The sequence below is a fragment of the Cupriavidus gilardii genome (genome assembly GCF_013314895.1).
GTDB lineage: Bacteria > Pseudomonadota > Gammaproteobacteria > Burkholderiales > Burkholderiaceae > Cupriavidus > Cupriavidus gilardii_C.
Genome location: NZ_JABTYE010000012.1, coordinates 69,390 through 85,788 on the forward strand (window position 1 = coordinate 69,390; position 16,399 = coordinate 85,788).

At 69.9% G+C, this 16,399-nt stretch carries 11 protein-coding genes; all 11 read right to left on the reverse strand.

Translation table 11 applies throughout. The annotated features are described in order from the left end of the window. Positions 1-31: 31 nt before the first annotated feature. Complete coding sequence (locus HTY53_RS13665; RefSeq protein ID WP_174107106.1) at positions 32-301, reverse strand: hypothetical protein; 270 nt, start codon at positions 299-301, stop codon at positions 32-34. After that, a complete protein-coding gene (bcsG, locus tag HTY53_RS13670; protein ID WP_174107108.1) occupies positions 298-1,959 on the reverse strand; it encodes a cellulose biosynthesis protein BcsG in 1,662 nt (553 codons plus the stop codon). The genes HTY53_RS13665 and bcsG overlap by 4 nt, the downstream gene beginning before the upstream one ends. A 79-nt stretch (positions 1,960-2,038) precedes the next feature. Further along, positions 2,039-4,606, reverse strand: coding sequence for a UDP-forming cellulose synthase catalytic subunit (gene bcsA / locus HTY53_RS13675; protein WP_254599950.1), 2,568 nt, complete (start codon positions 4,604-4,606; stop codon positions 2,039-2,041). Then, positions 4,603-5,424, reverse strand: a complete 822-nt coding sequence (gene bcsQ / locus HTY53_RS13680; protein WP_174107110.1) for a cellulose biosynthesis protein BcsQ — start codon at positions 5,422-5,424, stop codon at positions 4,603-4,605. The genes bcsA and bcsQ overlap by 4 nt, the downstream gene beginning before the upstream one ends. After that, positions 5,421-5,624, reverse strand: a complete 204-nt coding sequence (locus HTY53_RS13685) for a hypothetical protein (RefSeq protein WP_174107112.1) — start codon at positions 5,622-5,624, stop codon at positions 5,421-5,423. Before HTY53_RS13685 ends, bcsQ begins: the two co-directional genes overlap by 4 nt. A gap of 7 nt (positions 5,625-5,631) precedes the next feature. Next, the gene (bcsE, locus tag HTY53_RS13690) at positions 5,632-7,584 is read right to left on the reverse strand and encodes a cellulose biosynthesis protein BcsE (protein WP_174107114.1); all 1,953 of its coding nucleotides are present in this window, start codon (positions 7,582-7,584) and stop codon (positions 5,632-5,634) included. Between the two features lie 18 nt (positions 7,585-7,602). Next, positions 7,603-11,436: a cellulose synthase subunit BcsC-related outer membrane protein gene (locus HTY53_RS13695; RefSeq protein ID WP_174107115.1), complete on the reverse strand. Its 3,834-nt coding sequence runs from the start codon at positions 11,434-11,436 to the stop codon at positions 7,603-7,605. Beyond that, positions 11,418-12,611, reverse strand: a complete 1,194-nt coding sequence (gene bcsZ / locus HTY53_RS13700; protein WP_254599951.1) for a cellulose synthase complex periplasmic endoglucanase BcsZ — start codon at positions 12,609-12,611, stop codon at positions 11,418-11,420. Before bcsZ ends, HTY53_RS13695 begins: the two co-directional genes overlap by 19 nt. Positions 12,612-12,627: 16 nt before the next feature. Further along, a complete protein-coding gene (bcsB, locus tag HTY53_RS13705; RefSeq protein WP_254599952.1) occupies positions 12,628-14,913 on the reverse strand; it encodes a cellulose biosynthesis cyclic di-GMP-binding regulatory protein BcsB in 2,286 nt (761 codons plus the stop codon). A gap of 638 nt (positions 14,914-15,551) precedes the next feature. Then, a complete protein-coding gene (locus HTY53_RS13710) occupies positions 15,552-15,935 on the reverse strand; it encodes a hypothetical protein (RefSeq protein WP_174107121.1) in 384 nt (127 codons plus the stop codon). A gap of 83 nt (positions 15,936-16,018) precedes the next feature. Continuing rightward, on the reverse strand, positions 16,019-16,399 hold the full coding sequence (locus HTY53_RS13715) for an MliC family protein (RefSeq protein WP_174107123.1): 381 nt from the start codon (positions 16,397-16,399) through the stop codon (positions 16,019-16,021).

Consider the following 16,399-nt stretch of genomic DNA (forward strand, 5'->3'; position numbering starts at 1 on the left):
ACCAGCGCGCCGACCAACGACCCGCAAGCGCTCAACGCCGCGTCGGCCTGAGCCCCGGCGCGTCGGCGACGGCCTGGCTCTGCGCCTCGCCGTCTTCCCCATAGATCAGCCATCCCGCCAGCCGCGGCCAGCGTGTCGCGGCGGCGCGGGCCGCCTGGGCTTCCTGCTCGTCGACATAGCGATGCGCAGCGAAGCCCGGCACCTTCATCGCCAGCGCCTCGATATCGTTGTTGGGCCGCGGTGCGTGCCGCGCGCGCATGCCGCGCCGCAGCCGGCCGGGCTTGCGCTCGCCGTCGCTCATTTGCCGTCCACCCATACGCCGTCGGGCGTGCGGACCACGTAGCCGGTCCCGCGCTTCATCATCACGGTGGCCTCGTTCTCCCCGACCATGCGCGTCTGCGGCAGGTCCGCGGCATATTGCGAGGGGGCCGGCGCGCCTTGCCGGAACGGACTGTCGGCGACCAGATTGGACAACAGCTGCGACAGCGCCAGATAGCTGCTCGGGGCGTGAACCGTCACCGGCCCGCCGGCGCCATTGCCGTTGCCCTGCGCATTGCCTGCCGCATTGCCGCCCGCAATACCGCCCGCAATACCGCCAACCTCGCCGCCCGCATTGCCGCCCTGCAAGCCGATCAGCTTGACTCCCACCGGCACATGCACGATCCGCGGCGTCGGAATCTCGCGCATGCCGGCGATCTGGTTGGCATCGCCACGCAGCGCCGCGCCGTGCTCCGGCACGAACACCACCACCGCCTTGCGGCCCGACTGCGAAATCAGCGCGATCAGCTTGTCGATATCGTCGAGCAGCCGCGTCAGCCGCAGCGGATACGACTGGATGCTGGTCAGCTTCGAATCCGGCAGCCGGTTGCCGTCATGCAGCGTGACCGTGTTGTAGTACAGCGCGAGCGGCCCGCTGTTCTGCGCCAGCCGCGACTTGTACCACTTCTCGAGGACCGCGTAGTCGCCCAGGATCGGCGAATTGTCGAAGGCCCGCATCGCCGGCGGCACGCCGTCGACAGGCACGTGCGTGACGTTCGGTACGCCGATTTCCTTGTCGACGAAGCCGCGGAAATTGTCGAAGCGGCCATCGTGGTTCATCAGCACGCGCGTATCGAAGCCGGCCTGCGCCAACGCTTCGAACAGATGGCATTGCGCCTGTGCGGGCGAGTACAGCGCCTGATGCGGCTGCTGGCCGCAAGTCGCGCGCAGCAACCGGATGGCCGCCGGCCCGCTGTAGCTGGCCGCCGAGCTGAACTCGGTGAACAGATAGTCGAAGCGCGACAGCAGCGGATGATTGCGCGCCTTGGCGACATCGAGGTCGTCCCAGGACAGCGAGCAGACATGCAGCACGATGATGTCGAACTGACTGTCGGGCGAGGCGCTCAACGGCGTGAAGGCGACCTGACGGGTGGCTTCCTGCGCGCGGAAGGCGTTCAGCTGCGCTTCGTTGTCGCCGACTTCGGCCGGGCTGTCGATCCGCATCGTCGGGGCCGGCCGCTGCGCGGCCCGTGTGGCAGCGGGCCCTGTCGCCGCGGTACCGGTCGACACGGTGCCGGCACCTTGCCACAGCGGCACCACGATCAGCGCAAGCAGCACGAAGGTGGTGACGCGCACCCAGCGGTTGATCACCAGATACGCCAGCGTGACCACGATCGCGCCCAGCACCATTTGCGGGCTGACGAAGCGCTGCAGCAGTTCGAGCAGATAGGCCGGCGTGAAGGCGCTGAGGTTCGAGAACTGCGACACCACGCGCGCGAACGGCGGCAGGTTCGATTCGTGGTACAGCAGCGCCACGCCGACGACCACGGCCAGCACCTGGCGCAGCACGCGCAGGCCGCGGTGTTCCAGCGGCAGCACCAGCCACAGCGCGAACAGCAGGTTCAGCAGCCAGCGCGGCTGCACCTGCCCGATCGCGAACAGGTACAGCTTGGCGGCGAAGTAGAGGTTCCAGATTCCCATATGGATCGCAGGGTTTGCAGTTCGGGCTTTGCGGTTCGGCCTTGGGGCGGGCTTGTGGTTTATCGAGACGGCGGCCGGGTCATGTCTGCCGCGTCCGCCGCCGTGCCAGCGCGGCCTCGAGCATGTCGATCGCCGCGTCGTACAGCCGCAGGAAGCCTTGATAACCCATCTCGATGACTTCCTTGAGCCCGCGCAGCGGTGCATCGCGTGGCTGATCGTCGAGCCAGTCGATCCACGCGTCGGCGCGTCCGAAGGTGCACTGGATCAGCTGCGTCTCGGCCTCCGGGCTCAGGTCCTGCATGCGCACGCCCAGGTGACGGTTGACGTTGCGGGCCACCGTGGCGGCGAAATGGTATTCGCGCGCGCCCCGCGACAGGCAGACGCCGACGCGTTCGCCCTCGTTCAGCGTCACGTCGATCGGCAGCAGCAGGCCCAGGCCGCCCAGCGAATAGTTCTCGGTCTTGCATGCCAGCGTGGTGCCATCCGGCAGCAGCAGCGTGGCCGGGACGCGCATCGGAATCCGGTGGGACACGCGCACCTGGCGCGCCTCCTTGGCGACGCCGATCGCGGCGCCCAGCATCAGCAGATTGACGCTGGCCCACACCATGTTCATCACCACCGTGCCGGGCTCGGTGGTGGTCCCCATCAGCAGCCGGCCCACGCCCATGCCGAGTCCCGCAATGTTCAGCGCGAGCAGCAGCAGATAGGGTTTGGAAATGGTCCAGTCCAGATAGTCGTCTTCGATGCGGCCGCCCTTGGCCGTCACGTTGAACTTGCCCAGGCGCGGGTTGATGAAGGCCATCGTGGTCGGCAGCACGATGTACCACGCCAGCACCGACTCGTAGACCTCGGCCCAGAACGAATGCCGGTACTTGCCCTGGATGCGCGAGTTGGTGATGTTGGCGATCACCAGATAGGGCAGCACGTAGGCCGCGATCATCGCCGCGGAGGTGTTGATCACATGCATGCCGAACACCAGATAGGCGAGCGGCATCGTCAGGAAGATCAGCCGCGGGATGCCGTAGAAGAAGTGCAGCATCGCGTTCGAGTAGCACAGCCGCTGGAACAGCTTCAGCCCCTTGCCGAGCAGCGGATTGTCGATGCGGAAGATCTGCGCCATGCCGCGCGCCCAGCGGATGCGCTGGCCGATATGGCTGGCCAGGCTTTCGGTGGCCAGGCCCGCTGCCTGCACCGTGCGCAGGTACGCCGTGTTGTAGCCGCGCCGGTGCAGCTTGAGCGCCGTGTGCGCGTCCTCGGTCACGGTCTCGACTGCGATGCCGCCGATCTCGGTCAGCGGCGCGCGCTTGATCACCGCGCACGAGCCGCAGAAGAAGGCCGCGTTCCACAGGTCGTTGCCGTCCTGGATCAGCCCGTAGAACAGGCTGCCCTCGTTGGGCACGCGCCGGAAGGTATCGAAGTTGCGCTCGAACGGATCGGGCGAGAAGAAGTGGTGGGGCGTCTGCACCATCGCGCAGCGCGGATCGGCGATGAACTCGCCCATCGTCATCTGCAGGAAGGAGCGCGTCGGGATGTGGTCGCAGTCGAAGATCGCGATGTAGTCGCCCTGGGTGACGGACAGCGCGTGGTTGATGTTGCCCGCCTTGGCGTGGCGATTGTCGCTGCGCGTCAGGTAGTGCACGCCGGCCTGCTCGGCGAAGGCCTGCATCTGCGGCCGGCGGCCGTCGTCGAGCAGATAGATGTTCAGCTTGCCGCTGGGCCAGTCGAGGCTGCGCGCGGCGTAGACCGTCGGCTGCACCACCGACAGCGGTTCGTTGTAGGTCGGGATATAGACGTCGACGGTCGGCCATTGCGCGGTGTCGGCGGGCATCGGCTTGGGCCGGCGCGACAGCGGCCAGGCAGTCTGCACATAGCCAAGGATCAGCACCAGCCAGGTGTAGGCCTCGGCGGCGAACAGCAGATAGCCGATGGTGACCTCCATCGGCGTGGCCAGGTCCAGCGTCTCGGTGGCGCGCCACCAGATATAGCGCAGCGTCATCAGCAGCGACAGCGCCATCATCGTCAGCGTGGGGAAGCGCCCGGGGATCTTGCGCAGCACCATCACCGCGATCCAGACCAGCGCGAATACGGTCAGCTGTCCGCCCAGCGGCAGCGGGGTGGTGCACAGCACCAGGCCCGTCAGCGCCGCGAGCACCAGCATCGTGGGCGCGAGCCCGCGCACGCGATGCACCAGCGCTGCCACGTGCGCCAGGCCGCTGCCGGCGCGCATCCAATCCACGCGCGGCAGCCGCGCCGCCAGGCGGCGCCGTTTGCGCGCGACGTAGCGGTAGGCCGGCTCCAGCCGCTGATCGAGCCAGCGGCGCAGCGCCGATTGCGATGGCGCCTGCTCCGGCACGCTGCGTCGGCGCGTTGGCGCGGCCAGGCGCCGCCGCGGGCGAGGGGGGCGCACGAACAAGCGCCATATCCGACGTGGCAGGCTGTGCCGCGGATCGATGCCAAGACGCTCCGCGCCGCGGCGCGATAGCCAGGACGCGAACTCGGCCGGCCAGTCGCGCTTGCCGGACCGGGGCGGGCGGAAGAACAGGCGCACCAGCCAGTCCGCGAGCGTCGGCTGTCCGGCAAGACCGAGCGCTTGCGCCAGCGTGGCGCGCAGCCGCAGCGTCAGGTCGAGCAGCACGCCGAGGATCATGACCGTGCCCTCGCATCGTCGGCGGACGAGCCGATTGATGCCGCGATCCATTGCGACAGCCAGGCCGCAACGCCCTGCAGATCGTGCGCGGCCTGCGAATGCGGCATCGCCCGACAGAAGTTCTCGCCGCGGGCCAGCGCTTCGGGCAAGCCGTGATCCAGATGCACCTGATAGGGCAGCAGCCGTTCCCCAAGACGGGCCCGCAGCAGCGCGAGCACATCGCCATGCAGCTGGCGCGCCGGCTGCACTCTGGTCGCAACGACGCGATAGGGCAGGCCGAGCTGTTCGAGCGCACTCTGCATGCGCGGCAGCGTGGCGCAAACTTCGGGCTCGGGCGGTGCCAGCATCAGCGCCAGATCCGCGGCGGCCAGCGCCTGCGCGGCATGGGAGCCGGGCCAGGCCGGTGTATCGATCAGCACCACGCCGTCGTCGGGCAGGTCGACCTGCGACAGCAGGCCGCGCAGCCACTGCGGTTGCTCCAGCAGGGTTCGCGTAGCGATGGCCTCGGCGTCGACATCATCGTCGCCGCCCTTGCCGCGAGGCATGCCATCGGCCTGACCCCACGGCACCAGCAGCACGTCGTCGTCGCTGCGCAGGGCCGCGGCCGCCCAGTCGTTGGCGGACGGCCGCAGGGCGGCGTCGACCAGCCCGCGCCCCACAGGCTCGCGCAGACCAAAATGCAGGCCGAGCAGATTGCGCGGATCGCACTCCAGAACCAGCACATCATGCCCACGCCCCGCGAGCAGCGAGGCCAGTGCGGCGGTCATTGTGCTGCGGCCCGCGCCGCCGACGGGCGCGACGATGGCGATCGTCCTCATCGCGCGCCGTCCTTCGGCGCCTGCCACCGCTTGCCGCGGATCACGATGCCTTCGAGCTGCGGCGGCAGCCGCACCGCGCGTCGCTGCCGCGGCTGGAACCAGCGGGGCATCACGCGCATCAGGTCCAGCTTCCAGATCAGCCAGGCGACGGGGGCGGCCAGTATCAGGCCCCAGATGAAATATCCGATAAACACGCGCATGGCGATGCTATTCCCTGGTTTTGAGCGGCACCGCGGCGGGCGCCGGCGCAGTGCGGGGTTTGGGACGCGAGCCGGCGTGTGCCGATGCGGAGGGCCGCAGCGCGTCGAGCGGGGATAGCAGCGGCAGTGCGGGTCGGGCGCGATCCCCTGGCGGCGTACTGGCCGTGGCCTGCGGGCCCGTGCTTGCCGACCCCGCAGTCGGCGCCGTAGTCGGCATCGCAGCCGGTGTCGCAGCCGGTGTCGCAGCTGGTGTCGCGGGGAGGGCGGCGCCTTCCCCCATCGTCGCCTCGCTCGCTTGCTCCCGTGCCTGCAGCCACCCGCTGTAATCGGGCAGCGCCCGCTCCGCGGCCTGCTGCGCGAACGCGTTCAGCGCGGCCTCGATGGTCGGGGCATCGCCGCAGCGCAGCTCCCCCGAGAACAGCGCCTCCAGCGGCCGCTGGAACACGCGCCGGCAGACCGCATCGGCGTCGTCGAGACGGCAGGCGAAGAAGAACACATAGACGCTGTCGGCGTCCGCACTGCAGATATCGCCGGTGCGGTTCATCCGGCAGGCGCGCAGCGCATCGATATGCGCGACCTCAGGCAGCAGCGTCAGGCGCAGCAGCACGTGCGGCAGCCGGATGGTGCGGCCCTGTTCGACCGCGCCGCGCACCGTGTCGATGAACTCGGCGGGCGGCACGTAGCCGATCGCCGAACCGGTCAGCACCGCCGACAGGGCGGTGCGGTAGTCCGCCGGCAGCGGGCGCGAGAACACCTGCCCCTGCACGCCTTCGAGCATCGCCTGCACACGCGCGAACGGCGTGCGTCGCGCAATCACGAGATTGGCGCCGAGATTGAGCAGCAGCAGCTCGTAGTGCTGCCGCATCGCTTCCTGGTCCTCGCGCACGACGATCTTGAGCGCGCTGCCGCGCGTGCGGCGCAGCCGGTGCACCTGTTCGGCCAGCGCCTCGAAGGCGCGGTTGCCGTGGTAATGCAGCAGCACGGTGGCCGCCACCGCGCCGCTGGCGCTCGCTACCGCGGCCTCGTTGCTGTCGACCAACTGCCAGGACTCCGGCACCCAGCGTTCGTGCGCGACGGCATCGCGGCAGACCACCACGCGATGTTCGTCGGGCGCCAGCAGGCCGGCCGACGCCGGATCGCCGCCTTCGCCTTCGATGCCCGCTCCGCTGACCATCAGGCGGTGCTCGTCGGGTGCGAAGCGCAGCGGCAGCGAGCGGCTGGCGAGCACCGCCTCGTGATCGCGCCAGAACGCCACCTCCCAGGTGTACTGGCCCTGCACCTGCGCCAGATGCGCGGCTCCGGCAAAGCGCGCATGCAGGCTGCCGAGATCGGCCGGCCGCCGGGTGTCGTCGATATCGTCCATCGGCGGGGCCAGCACCAGCAGCAGCGACAGACGTTCGCGGGCGCACCACGCCGCCAGCCGCGCGCCTTCGCGCGACAGGCGCGCGCCGTCGTGCCAGGAGAAGCAGGCTTCCGCGCCTTCGACCATCACCGCGCTATTGCGGGCCGCGCATTGGTCGGCCAGCGCCTGCAGGGCGTCGAGCAGCGTGTCGATGTCGGCGCCGCGATGGCCGTTGTCGCTGCCGACGCGCAGCCCGCACAGATTGGCACGATGATGCAGCGCGCCGCCCACGTCGATATCGAGCCCGTGTTCGCGCAGCGCCTGCGCGATGCCGTCGGCCGGACGCGCGGACAGCACCGTCGCCGGTCCGCGCAGCGCGGTGGCGGCGGTCTGCCAGAACAACGCGTCGCGCGCCGGCGACGGCTCGGCATAGACGATATGCACGTGCCCCGGCGCCAGCGTCGCCAGTTCGGACGGCAGGCCGTCGATCGCCAGCGCAGGCCGGGCCTGCAGCCGCGCGAACAGCGCCGAGCGCGGCAGCGCCGGCGCGCTCGATGCGGCGGATGCCGCGGAGTCCGGGGTCAGGGAAGTGGCGGCAGGCCTCGTCGATGGGCTCATGATTCGCGTCGGTCCGATCTAGTACGAGGAATACGGCCGCACCGGCTCGGGCGGGAAGGGCACCGGTCCGCGTTGCGGTTCGAAGTGATAGCGCAGATAGGCGATCGCCCGATTGGGCGCATAGTCGCGCGAGCGGTCGATCTGCAGCGCCATGCCCGCCACCCACTTCGGGGCGAAGCGGTACTCGACTGCGGCCAGCGCGGTATAGCTGAAGCCGCCGCCGTTGCCGCCGCGGAAGGTGCGATTGTTCGCCAGGGCCTGCAGGTCCGGCCGCGTCGGATAGAAGGGCATGTCCTTCTCGTACGTATCCGACCAGCCCGCCGAGCCGCCCAGCCGCCACGACCACAGACCGCGCCGGCCGGTCCATTCGAGCGGCACCGCCAGCGACAGATAGCGCTGCGGGCTGTAGTAACCGCCGTGGCCGAAGCTGTAGTAGCGCAGGTTCTCCTGATAGCGCCAGTAGTTGACCACCAGGCCGCTGCTGACGCGCTGGTTGCGTGCATCGAGCAGCGGCCAGTCGAAGCCGGTGCGCACCGTGATTTCGCGGTTGGTGCGCACGTTGTGTCCGGTCAGCACGCCGGCGCCGACCGTAGCGAACACGCTGCCGCGGCCGACATCATGCGAATAGCCGAGCGTGATGCCGTTGCGCACCACGCCGCCCCAACGTTCGTTGCTGGCCGGGTCGATGGCGCCCGCGTACGAGATCAGGCTGCTGGTCACCGGGCGGCGCGACAGGTCGATGGTGGCAGCGGAGCGGCGCAGTTCGGCGCGGTAGCGCAGCCCGCCAACCATGCTTTGCTCGACGAAGCCGAGCGGGGTGGTGCCGAGGTCGGCGCGCCAGCTGCCATAGGCGCCGTTGTACGCATACCCGGCGGCGAGCGCCATCCCCTTGTCGTTTTGCCCGCGCGACGCGAGCCCCGCAGTGCCGCGTGCGGCGATCTGGCCGAACTCTTCGGCGCTGTCGGCGTCGGGATGCAGCGTGCCGGCATCGAGCAACACCGTATCGGCGTGGAAGAACACATGACCGGTGTAGCCATGCGGAATCCGCACGTAGAGCGGAATCTCGGTGGCGCTCAGCTCCGAGATGCCGCTGTCGCCGGACTTGCGCGAGAACAGCGTGGCGGTGGCGACCTGCCCATCGCGCCGCGCGTCGAGATCCTGCAGCGCGCGCTGCGCAGCGGTGCCGCCGACCGCGGGCGCCGACGCTTCGGCCTGCTCCAGCGTGCGGGCCTGCCGGTACAGCGAAGCCGCATCGTCGAACTGTCCGCGCGACTGCGCGATGCGTCCCTGCTGCACGACGATGTCCGCGCGCTGCGGATAGCGCTGACGCAGGGCGTCGACCACGGCGGCCGCTTCGCCGTCGCGCCGCAGCGCAGTCAGGCGCCGCGCCGCCGACAGCCGCGTATCGATGTCGTCCTCGGCGGTGGTGGCCAGCACCTCGCGCACGATGCGCAGCGCCTGGTTGTCGCGCCCGGCGCGTTCGGCGAGCCGCGCCAGCGTCAAACGGGCGTCGGCATCGCCAGGGTTGCGCGCCAGCACCGCCCGGGCCGCGGCCGCCGCGCCGCCGAGATCGCCTTGCCGCTCGCGCACGTCGGCCAGTGCCAGCGACCAGCGCCGGTCCCGCTGCTGCTCGGCAGGCACCGCGGCCAGCACGCGCAACGCGCTGGCGGGATCGTCCGCATCGAGATGACGGTCGGTGTCGCGCAGCGCGAGCCGCAGCGACTGATCGTCGAGCGCGGCACGTTGCTCGGGTTCGAAGGCGCCCCGTTGGCCGCGCGTTTGCGCATCGCGCGCACGCAAGTCGTCGAGCCAGCCGCGCAGCGCATCATCGCGGCCTGCGGCGGCCAGCAGCTCGCCGTAGCGCAGCCGCACGCCGATGGCGGGATCGTCGGGATGAGCGGCCAGCCACTGTTGCACCAGCCCGAGCCCGTAGTCGGATTCGCCCAGCGCGATCGCTTCGCGCCCGACGGTGGCCAGCATCTGCGGGTCCGCCTGCGTTGCGTCCGCGGCCTGCCGCAGCAACGCGCGCGCCTCGTCGGTGCGGCCGGCGGCAAGCGCGAGGCGGCCCTGACGCAGCCACTGTTGCGCACGCAGATTGCCGCCGAGTTCGCGCATGCCTTCGGTGCGCTCGCCTTCGGGGATCTGCGCCAGCAGCGAGGCCGCGGCGTCGGGATCGTCGACCGAGTTCAGGAACAGCGCGGTGGCATAGCGCATGTCGGCGCTCGGCGCGAGACGCAGACCTTCCTCCATGGTCTCGCGGCCCAGGGCCGGCAGTCCGAGATCGCGATAGGCCCGTGCCAACGTGTAGCGCGTCCATGGCGCGTCGGGCGTCAGCCGCAGCGCATCCTCCAGCCTGGCGATGGCGGGGCTCGCGCGTCGCTCGGCCAGCAGCTGGTCGGCCTGGCGCGTCAGCAGTTCGGCGCGCAGCTGGCGCAGCGTGTCCGCATTGGCCGGCGATTTTTCCAGGCGAGCCTCGGTGGCGGCCAGCAGCGGACCGATCTCGGCGTGGCGGCCGTTGTTCTGCAGCAGCGCCACCAGCCTGCGCAGCGCGCCAGGATCCGGCGTGCGGCCGGCCAACTGCTGGCGCAGCAGCGTCTCGGCTTCGGCCTCGCGCCGTTGCGCCACCAGCGCGTCGGCGAGGATGGCAAGCGCATCGGCGTTGTCGGGTTGGCGCGCCAGCGCCTGCCGGGCCAGCGTTTCGGCCTCGCCCGGCTTGCCCTGCGTGCCGGCCAGCCGGGCGCGTGCCAGCGTGCCCCAGAAGGTGGCGGTGTCCAGCAGGCTGCGCCACTTGTTGCGCTGCTCGGGATCGAGCTGCAGCGCGCGGGCGAACAGCGTGCGCGCTTCGTCGTGTCGGCCCTCGCGCAGCCGCACCAGGCCCAGGCCACCGACCACCTCGGCATCGTTGCCGCGCGTGCGCATGGCCTGCTCGAAGGCGGCCTGGGCTTCGGCGAGATTGCCGCGCTCCAGTTGCCGCAGACCGCGCTCGCGCGCCTGGTAGGCAGGATCGGCCAGCATGCGCCGATGCGCTTCGCGCTTTCTGTCGAGTTCGGCGAGGGTTTGCCGCGCGATGTCGTCGTCCGGCACTTCCTTCAGATAGCGCTCGAACCAGATCGCGTAGGCCGGATCGTCGTTGACGCGATACAGCGTGCGGCGCCAGATGTCGAGCGCGGTCTTGCGATCGGCGTCGGTGCGCTGGCTCAGCCGATACAGCAGGTCGAGGCCTTCGGCGCGCGTGGCGGGGCGGTCGGTCAGCAAATCGCCCAGTGCCAGCGCGAGGCGCGCATCGTCGGGCTGCTGCCGCAACAGCTTGCGCAGCGCCGCGATCGCACGCGGCCGGCCGGCGTCCGTGCCTGCCAGGATGCGGTAGTAGTCGATCGCCAGCTCGCCCTGCGGCGGCCCATCGGGAAACAGCTGCTGCAGGCGGTCGAGCGCTTCCTTTTCGTTGCCGCCGCGCGCCAGCATGCGCACCGTTGCCATCTCGCGCTTGTCCTGCGTGGCGAGACGGTAGGTGTCCTCGAGTTCGCGCGTGGCCGGGTGTTTCGGATGGTGCTGGCGCAGGCGCTGCAGGATGCGTTGGGCCTCGGCCGGACGATTCGAACGCAGTTCGATCTGCGCCAGCAACAGCAGCGCGTCGGGCTGCTGCGGATCGATCGTCAGGATCTTGTCGAGCGCGCCGCGTGCCAGATCGGCGCGATTCTTCGCGTCCCACATGCGGGCCGACGACAGCAGGCGCGCCAGTTCCGCGTTGGCCGCCGGCGCGGCGGAGGGCTGCGCGGCGGGGGTCTGCGCTGCCGCCGGCATCGCCGGAACGATCAGCACCGCGGCGGCGGCGATCAGCGGCGAGCGGGACATGTCGCGGTCCAGGCCGGCGTCAGCGCGCCGTCGGCTTCGAAACGGTACAGGCCATCGAGATGGCCGAGGGCGAACAGCGCCAGCACCTGGCTGTAATAGCCCAGCGGCTGTTCGGCGGCCAGCTTGCGCATCCGCTCGACCTGGCCCTGCGCCGCGCCGGTCTCGCCTAGCGCGGCAAGATACGGCGCCACCGCGGCCGAAAAGCCGGCGTTGCCCGAATTCGGCCCGACGGCGCCCGAGCGCGTGTCGACGCGCTCGGGCGGATGGCCGTGCGCGATGGTGTAGTCGGCCATCGGGCGATAGGTCTTCAGCAGCGGCGCGCGCAACGGATCCTGCTGCGCCAGCATGCCGGCCCACAGATAGACGCGGATCGCGTTGTAGGCGCCTTCCGCCTGCGTCTGCTGGTCGGGACGAAAGCCTGCTTTGGCACCGCCGTGGTATTCGACCCAGTCGGGCGAGAAGCCGCGCGGTGCCGTATCGAGCAGCAGCCGCGCCGAGCTGGTCAGCAGCTGCGCCCATTCGGGCTGTTGCGGCCAGAGCGTCGCGAAGCGGCGCATCAGCTGCGGCGGCACATAGCTCGGATTGAGCCGCCACATCGTCGGCGAAGGATGAAAGCCCATCGGCCCGGGCAGCAGCGTGCGGCCCAGCCCCGGCAGCAGCGCGGTCTCCTGGCGCACCACCTGGCGCGCGATCACGGTGCCGAGCGCGGTGTAGCGGCGTTCCTGCCAAAGGCGGCCGGCCTCGAGCAGCGCGTAGGCGATCCACAGATCGGCGTCGGAGGCGGGGTTGCTGTCGAGCACGCCCCAGCTTTCCGGCTTGCCGTCGGCGGCCTCGCGCTTGCCCCAGATCCACGCGGGCAGGCGCGAAGCGAGATCGCCCTCGGCAAGGTTGTTCTCGGTCCAGGCCAGCAGCCGCTCGAAGGTGGGCCGGTCGTTGGCGACCAGCGCGAAGAACAGCGCATAGGCCTGGCCCTCGGAGACCGTGGTCTGCTGCGGCGTGCTGGCGTCGATCACGCGGCCGTCGGCGCTGATGGTGTCGCGCTTGAAGCTGTCCCACGCAGGCCAGGGGCACGACGCCGCGGCGCAGCCGAGCGACGCGGTCAGCAGCGCGGCGCCGAGCAGCGCCCGCGATGCCGCCGCGAGCCGGCCGACGTTATCGCGCAGGCGAGCGACCATCTGCAACGCCGCCATCTCAGCCCCCGTTGCGCCGGGCGGCCAGCCGGGACAGCGCCCAGAACGCGCTCAGCGCCACCGCGAGGCCCGCCAGGATGCCGGCGAGGCCGAGGAAGACCGGGTGCGAGGACACCCGCACCCAGACCCGCGCATACCAGGGGAAGTCGCCGACGAAATAGCGCTCGCCGAGCCGCAGGCCTTCCACCTCCCTGGCGCGCACCACGGTCAGGTCGCCGCGGATCTGCGCGACCTTCGACGGATCGTCCAGGGCATCGAGCACGTCGCCGAGCCGCTCGGCCTCGGTGGCGGTCACCGCCACCACGCTGTGGCGCTCGCGATAGGGCGATTCGAAGCCGACCAGCGCGGCCAGCGGGCCGTCGGCCGACAGGATCGCGCGCCCGGCCGGCGTCATCGCTTCGGGCTCGCTGTCGCTGAGCCAGTTCGACCAGGCGCTGGCGCGCTGGTCTCGCAAAGCCATCTCGGTCTTGCCGCGCGCGATCATCAACGGCAGCGACTTGCCCCAGCGCGCCAGCAGCTCGCCGGCGCTGCCGTTGCCGACGATCAGCAGATTGCGCTGGCTGACCGATTCGACGTCTTTGGCCGGCACCACGGCGACGCGCAGCGCCGGCAGTCCGGTCCAGCGGCCCATATGGCCCAGCAGCGTCAGCAGCGCTTCCTGGTCGATCGCGCGCGGCGCGTCGGGCAGCACCACCGCGGTATCGGCCAGATCGGCCAGCCGCGTGAATGGATAGCCGCTGTTGGCGAAGAAGGCCAGGTTCGGCATCGCCGCGTAGTGGGCGAAGCCGCTGAAGTCGATGGTCGAGTCCGGATCGATCGCGGCGCGCGCGACCTTGGCCGGCGTCGACGCGCACAGGCCGGTCTTCTGCGAGTCCAGATGGAAGCGGAACTGCATCTGGTTGTCGCTGCCCACGCGGAAGGCCGGCACGCGGATCTCGTTGGAGATCACCGCATCGCTGCCCGACAGCAGCGGCACGCTGACCAGATTCTCGTCGTCGTGCCCCGACACCGGACGCAGCCGATACGAGCGCACCAGCTGCTCGTTGATATCGACGTTCAGCACCGAGTCGTTGTAGGTGGACGGCGCGGTATAGCGGTATTTCAGGTTCAGCGGCACGCTGCGCTGATTCCAGCCGTACAGGTCGGCCGGCACGCGCAGATTGACGCGGATCGCCTGCGGGTCGTTGCCCGAGACCTGCAGCTGCTGCGGATCGGTGACCAGCTCGCGAAACAGCACCGGACGATCGACCGGCGCCCAGTTGGGCGCGTCATACGGCGCGCGCGGCGGTCCCAGGTCGACGGTTTGAATCAATGCCTGGCGGCCGGCCATCGCCGCCTTGCCGAGCACCAGCGCATTGGCCGCCGTCTGCAATTCCTCGGCATTGCGGCCGGCGATCACCAGCAGCTTGTGGTCGGGGCTGCTCGGATTGGGCATCACCGTGACCGAGGGACCGGCGATCTCGCGCAGTCCCAGCGCGGCCGCGGCGGGGCCCGGCAGCGTCAGCATGATCGCGTGCTGGCCCGCCGGCGCGCTGCGCGCCACGGGGAAGCGCGCGCCGCGATAGTCGGCCAGCGCGCCCAGCCACGACGCCACCACGCCGGCCGCGCGCAGCGTCGCCATGTCGGCGTTGTCGGCCAGCACGAACGGCACGGTGACGCGGCGATTGTCGCGGCGGTCGAAGAAGGGCAGCGGCAGCAGCGCCAGGTTGTCAGGCAGGCGCAGCGCGGCGGTGGTCAGAGTCAGCGCGCTGTTGGCGCTGATATCGGTCCACAGCGCCGAATGCGCGGCGTCCTCGCAGTGGTCCACGGTGTAGTGGCCGATGAATTCGATCGCCAGGCGATTGAAATCGGTAAACAGCCGCGGCTCCAGCGGGATATCGCGGGTGACCTGCTGGCCGGCGCGATTGGCCTCCAGCGGCAGCGTGGCGACGACTTCGTCGTTCAGCTTGATCTTCAGATGCGACAGCGGATAGATCAGCGAGGGCGAATACGTGTAGTGCAGCCGCAGCGTGGCGCTGGTCACGACCTCGTCGGCACGGATGCCGACATTGAGCACGCGTTCGGGATCCAGTCCGCGCAGCGCGATCGGGCCATAGGCGCCCATCTCGGCGACCGTCAGCGTCTGGCGGCGCACCGGCGTACCGGCCGGCGTCGCGGGCACGCCGGCGGCAGGCGTGGCGGCGCCGCCGTTGCTGCTCGGGCCATCGACTGCCGTAGCGGGGGAAGCGGGTTGGGAGTAGGCCGGCGGCAACGCCATCGCGGCCAGAAGGCATGCCGTGGTCAGCATGGCGCCACGCCGGCGCGGCGTGGCGGCAGTCAAATCGATCCTCGTCATCAATGCCAAATAAACGATGAACGCCCGTTGTGCGTCCGTCTGGCCAGGTTCCCCTCGATAGCAGCGGCGGGGGCGGCGCTCTGTGGCAATACGATGCGCCTTGTCCGGCGGAGTCTACACGAATGTCCACGCAGGACCGCTGCGGCGCGATGGCAAGGCGCAATAAAAACGTCCGCCTACGGGCGGACGTTGGATCGTTGCCACATGGTGCATGGGCCGACGGCGGGAAGGTCGCGAAGGCCGCCGGCCACGCGCGGGGGATCAGTGCGCGAACAGCCAGATCAGGACCAGCACGAAGGCCGGTACACCCAGCAACCAGGCGAGGATATAAGGCATGGTTTCGCTCCTTGTCGTGAACTCCATGGCTTCACTATAGGGAGCGCGGGCCGGGCCTACTGTCGGGACCGCTCCGCTAGGCTTGTAGGACTGGGCCGACCGGATGTCCGAGGGGCTGCCGGCATTGCAGGCGGGGATCGGTGCGCTGCATCAATGCAGGACTCGGGCCATTTCGGGCCCGTATTCCGCCTGTTTTCCGCCTGTTTTCCGCCTGTTTTCCGCTTGTTTTCGGCCTGTTTGCGGCTTGTTTGCGCTCAATCCTCGTCATCCTCGCTGTCGAGGAAATCGCGCCGGATCATCCAGTTGCGGATGGCCTCGTCGCAGACATTCTTCAGTTTCTGGCGGTCCGGCAGCTTGTCGAACAGCTGGAAATTGACCAGCGCCATGCCGGCATCGGTGATGTAGAACAGGCGGGCGGGATCGTCGTAGTGGACGATGCGGCCATCGATGCCGGACTCGTCGCTCTCGGCGGGCATGTCCTCGAGCTCGACCACGCGGCAGGTGAAGCGCGGACTGCGGGTATGGGTCAGATACTCGAATTCGTCGTGCATCACTTCGCCCCCCTTGCCGGTGGCGATGGCGAAGCCCCAGATGAAGCGGGGCATCGGCAGATCGGACAGATCGTCTATCTCGTCCATGGTGTTCTCCCTGATTCGATGACCCGCATTATCGCTCGGACACCATGGTCGCGCCCACCCTTTGCGTGTCTGGCGCGGCAGGGCTATCGCTGCGCGTGGCAATTGGCGTAGGTCGGCGGCGCGTGCTCGCCCTGCGTGATGTCCTGCAGCATCGCGTCGTCGCCCTTGGTCCACCACACATATTGGCCATGCGCGTAGCGCGCGCCGGACGCACTGAGGACGGTGACGAACAACAGCGGCTTGCCGTCCAGACGCAGGATCGCGATCTGGTTGTCGGGGCTGTTGAAATAGCGTGCAGTCAGCTGTTTGCCTTCATCGCAGCGGTAATGCACGGTGATCGGCGTGCCGAAGCGCACGCCGTCGATGCCGGGACGGGCCTGTGCCGGGGCGCTGTAGGCGGTGGCGGCAAGCAGCGCGACGCCAACGATGACGGCGGTCAAGGGGGAGAGGAAGGGGATAGCCAT

Coding starts and splice junctions, on each gene's coding strand:
- HTY53_RS13710 (WP_174107121.1), bottom strand. CDS start 15,935: ATGGACGAGATAGACGATCTGTCCGATCTGCCGATGCCCCGCTTCATC.
- HTY53_RS13715 (WP_174107123.1), bottom strand. CDS start 16,399: ATGGCTATCCCCTTCCTCTCCCCCTTGACCGCCGTCATCGTTGGCGTC.
- HTY53_RS13685 (WP_174107112.1), bottom strand. CDS start 5,624: ATGCGCGTGTTTATCGGATATTTCATCTGGGGCCTGATACTGGCCGCC.
- bcsQ (WP_174107110.1), bottom strand. CDS start 5,424: ATGAGGACGATCGCCATCGTCGCGCCCGTCGGCGGCGCGGGCCGCAGC.
- bcsZ (WP_254599951.1), bottom strand. CDS start 12,611: ATGGTCGCTCGCCTGCGCGATAACGTCGGCCGGCTCGCGGCGGCATCG.
- HTY53_RS13695 (WP_174107115.1), bottom strand. CDS start 11,436: ATGTCCCGCTCGCCGCTGATCGCCGCCGCCGCGGTGCTGATCGTTCCG.
- bcsG (WP_174107108.1), bottom strand. CDS start 1,959: ATGGGAATCTGGAACCTCTACTTCGCCGCCAAGCTGTACCTGTTCGCG.
- bcsA (WP_254599950.1), bottom strand. CDS start 4,606: ATGATCCTCGGCGTGCTGCTCGACCTGACGCTGCGGCTGCGCGCCACG.
- bcsE (WP_174107114.1), bottom strand. CDS start 7,584: ATGAGCCCATCGACGAGGCCTGCCGCCACTTCCCTGACCCCGGACTCC.
- HTY53_RS13665 (WP_174107106.1), bottom strand. CDS start 301: ATGAGCGACGGCGAGCGCAAGCCCGGCCGGCTGCGGCGCGGCATGCGC.
- bcsB (WP_254599952.1), bottom strand. CDS start 14,913: ATGCTGACCACGGCATGCCTTCTGGCCGCGATGGCGTTGCCGCCGGCC.